Origin of the sequence: Paenirhodobacter sp. CAU 1674, assembly GCF_029222945.1 — a bacterium.
GTDB lineage: Bacteria > Pseudomonadota > Alphaproteobacteria > Rhodobacterales > Rhodobacteraceae > Rhodobacter.
Map to the genome: position 1 here is coordinate 1 of NZ_JARHUH010000029.1, position 2,449 is coordinate 2,449.

General features: G+C 60.8%; 3 protein-coding genes and 1 tRNA gene. 2 read left to right on the forward strand and 2 right to left on the reverse strand.

Going from position 1 to position 2,449, the window contains the following annotated elements:
- Nucleotides 1-88: 88 nt before the first annotated feature.
- On the reverse strand, nucleotides 89-265 hold the full coding sequence (locus P2G62_RS17725) for a recombinase family protein (RefSeq protein WP_275736207.1): 177 nt from the start codon (nucleotides 263-265) through the stop codon (nucleotides 89-91).
- Between the two features lie 126 nt (nucleotides 266-391).
- Here P2G62_RS17725 and P2G62_RS17730 point away from each other — a divergent pair, with 126 nt between their 5' ends.
- Nucleotides 392-772 (forward strand): XRE family transcriptional regulator, encoded by a 381-nt coding sequence (locus P2G62_RS17730; protein WP_275736208.1) that lies wholly within the window; start codon nucleotides 392-394, stop codon nucleotides 770-772.
- Between the two features lie 288 nt (nucleotides 773-1,060).
- Nucleotides 1,061-2,194 (forward strand): Fic family protein, encoded by a 1,134-nt coding sequence (locus P2G62_RS17735; RefSeq protein ID WP_275736209.1) that lies wholly within the window; start codon nucleotides 1,061-1,063, stop codon nucleotides 2,192-2,194.
- Nucleotides 2,195-2,326: 132 nt separating this feature from the next.
- Here P2G62_RS17735 and P2G62_RS17740 read toward each other — a convergent pair.
- Nucleotides 2,327-2,403: transfer RNA gene (locus P2G62_RS17740), tRNA-Met, on the reverse strand.
- Nucleotides 2,404-2,449 lie beyond the last annotated feature (46 nt).

Sequence of the window (2,449 nt, forward strand, 5' to 3'; positions counted from 1 at the left end):
TCCACGGTGTAAATCCCCCAACCCTCCCCTCTCGGAAAGGGCAAAAGTGGACGACTTTTACGCCGCCCGCGACACCACAACGGCGCCGCTACCGTGGCCGAGTATTGCTCCGCCGTTCACACTCCGCGTATTTGCGGATCGCATCCGACTGGTTTTCCGTCGAGTATTTCTGATGGTCCGTGGACATGCGGACATATTCGGCCGCACGGCGCTTTGGCGGGGAGTTCGCCGGTTCTTTTGTTGAGGGCGGCTCTCTGCCTGCCATTCCTGTCTCCAGATCAGTTCATGCAGGCGTCTCCGTCTGGTCGGACCCGGGGTATTGGCTGGGGCGCAAAATGGAATCTGCCGCTGTGTTGTCTTCCCCAAAGGTTTACCGGAGGAGGACGCCGCGATGCGGATCAAGATGGGCACATCTGTGCCGAAAACGGGCACAACTGTGCACCTGGACGCGGATCAGGCCGCCTATCGCAAGGCCATAGCCGACACCCTGCGGCGCGAACTGGGGCACACACGTCAGGCCATCAAGACGGTGATGCGCTGGACCGGAGCGAGTGAACGGACGGCCAAGTACTGGTTGTCTGGCGAACGCGGGCCGAGCGGGGAGCATCTGATCCGACTCGCGCAGCATTCCGATGCGGTGTTGATCACCATCCTGACCATGGCCGAGCGACTGCCGGAGCAGCGCCGGCAGCACAGATGTGCCGGTTGCCCCGCGCGCGACCTGGTGTTGCAGAACCTCGGACAGGAATGGAAATTGTCCGAGGGTTCCTGACACGCAAGGGAGCGGCCGGACGCCACCCCGCCCGGTCGTTCAGGAAACAAGTCGCCACAATGTTCATGCGGAGATTATAACCCCATTCTCCGCATGAGTTGCGGCGAATGCCAAGGGATCATGCTTTGATATCATTTTCCTGCCAGTCTCTGTCGCCAAACTGGCTTGACGGCAGACTGCTGGCGACAACGTCTCTTGGTGTCAGAATGGGGCCATATTCTGTTGCCAAGCGTACTTGTCGTGACTAGGTTGGCGTCAAACCCCGTTGATGATAGGATCGGCACAATTATGATCACCAAACCTTACGATCTTACGGATGCCGTCACCTATCACATCGGCACCTTTCCCCCGCCCGCCCTCGACTACGAGGTGCTGCTCGGGCCGCTCGAAGAGGCAGCCGCCTCGCTTGCGCGGTACGACACCAAGATGTCAGGCATGGTGAACAGCGAGTTATTTCTCGCCCCCCTGCGTCGCCAGGACGCGGTGACGTCTTCCCGGATGGAGGGGACGATCTCGACCATCGAGGAACTGTACCGGCTGGAGGCCGAGGAAGATGCGGGTAGCACCGACCCCTACCGGGAAGCGCGCAACGACGACGTCGAGACCTACCTTTACTCCCGCGCATTGCGGAATGCCCAGCAGGCCCTCGCCGAGGGCGCCCCACTTGGCGAACACCTGATCCGGACCGCCCACCAACAGTTGCTGTCCTTTGGACGGGGTGCCCGCAAGCGCCCCGGCAGCTACAAGGTCGAGCAGAATTACATCGGGGACGAACGGCGAGGAAAGATCTACTACGTCCCGATCGCTCCCGAGCAACTGGGCCCGGCGATGGCCGAACTCGTCCGCTACATCAACGAAAGCACGATGCGGCCATTGATCCGCACCGCCATCGCGCATGTCGAATTCGAGGCCCTGCATCCGTTCGAGGACGGCAACGGCCGGATCGGCCGCATGTTGATCACCCTGATGCTGTGGAAACTCGGCGTCCTGCATCAGCCGAACTTTTTCGTTTCGGGTTACTTCGAAGCCCACAAGGACGAGTACATCGAACGGATGCGCGCTGTCTCCGCCACCGGCGATTGGACTGGCTGGGTCGTATTCTTTCTCCAGGCGATGCACGCCCAGGCCACGGTCAACATTCAGACCGCGGACGCGATCTTCCGTCTTCACGGCGAGATGCGGGAACGGTTCCGGGAGGTGCTGAACTCGCAGTTCCATGATCAGGCGCTGGACTTCGTCTTCGCGAGCCCGATCTTCCGCAACGACCGCTTCGTCGAACGCTCGGGGATCCCACCCTCCTCCGCACGCGCGCTATCCCGGCGCCTGGTCGAGGCGGGCATGCTGCGCACCATCGAACCGGCTTCGGGGCGACGCGCGGCGATGTACGCCTTTGATCCGCTGCTCGATCTGCTGAAGGTGTGACGTTCATGGCCGCGATCATCGGGCCCGCGCAGGGGGCCTCGCAAAACGTTGACCAGGTGTTGACAAGAATTTGGAATGAGTAAAGCCGAGCGTTATGCTCGGCTTTGAAGTCTTTGATATGTTTGTATTTTTTGGTTGCGGGAGCAGGATTTGAACCTGCGACCTTCAGGTTATGAGCCTGACGAGCTACCGGGCTGCTCCATCCCGCGCCGGTGACGCGCTTTTGCGTCGGGTTTTTTCACCCCAGAACGATGA